The sequence below is a fragment of the Vibrio sp. 10N.222.49.C12 genome, from assembly GCF_041475025.1.
GTDB lineage: Bacteria > Pseudomonadota > Gammaproteobacteria > Enterobacterales > Vibrionaceae > Vibrio > Vibrio crassostreae_C.
The window spans coordinates 1-312 of sequence record NZ_JBFRVF010000074.1 but is presented as its reverse complement, the minus strand read 5'-3'; the positions used below and the strand labels follow the sequence as shown (position 1 = coordinate 312).

1 protein-coding gene is annotated in these 312 nt (G+C 56.1%); it reads left to right on the top strand.

The window, feature by feature from the left end; all coding sequences use genetic code 11:
• Positions 1–312 (top strand): hypothetical protein (locus AB4583_RS19080; protein ID WP_372118814.1); only part of this gene is annotated, 312 nt, incomplete at both ends.

Below are 312 nucleotides of genomic sequence, written 5' to 3'. Positions count from 1 at the left end.
CGGATACAGCGGGCAACGCGGCGACAGACAGCGAAAACGCGACGTTGGATGCGGACAATGCGGATCTACCGACAATCGACTTGACGACCGTAGGCGACGGCAACATCAGTGTTGACGAAGCAGACGAAGTGACCTTGTCAGGTACCACAACGAATGTCGAAAACGGTCAGACAGTGACCTTGACCGTGACTGACAGCCAAGGCAACACAGCTCAGTTCACAGCGACCGTGACGGATGGTGCGTTCAGCACGACAGCAGACCTAACAGGTAAGGGTCTGGTTGATGGTGCGATCACCGTGAAAGCGGACGTGA